Consider the following 262-nt stretch of genomic DNA (forward strand, 5'->3'; position numbering starts at 1 on the left):
GATGTAGTCGAATGGCGTGTTGCCGTTGACCCGTTGGTAGGCGGCGGTGACGCTGTGATGGCCGACGCCTACGGTCAGGTGCAGGCTGTAGGTGTTGTTGTCGATGCTGCCGAGCAACGATTGCCCGGTGTCCTGGGTGTGATAGTAGTGCAGGCCAGGGTTGAGGCTGACCAGGTCGTTCAGCGTGTAGGTGTAGTCCAGGTCGTAGTAGTACTGATGCCAGACGTCCTTGAGTTCGGAGGCGTATAGATTGCTGGTCAGG

At 58.4% G+C, this 262-nt stretch carries 1 protein-coding gene; it reads right to left on the reverse strand.

The window, feature by feature from the left end; translation table 11 throughout:
- Positions 1-262, reverse strand: a 262-nt coding sequence (locus SB756_RS31415) for an OprD family outer membrane porin (protein ID WP_410913413.1), incomplete at both ends; no start/stop codon positions are given.

Origin of the sequence: Pseudomonas sp. SIMBA_068 (assembly GCF_046534705.1) — a bacterium.
GTDB classification, from domain to species: Bacteria; Pseudomonadota; Gammaproteobacteria; order Pseudomonadales; family Pseudomonadaceae; genus Aquipseudomonas; species Aquipseudomonas putida.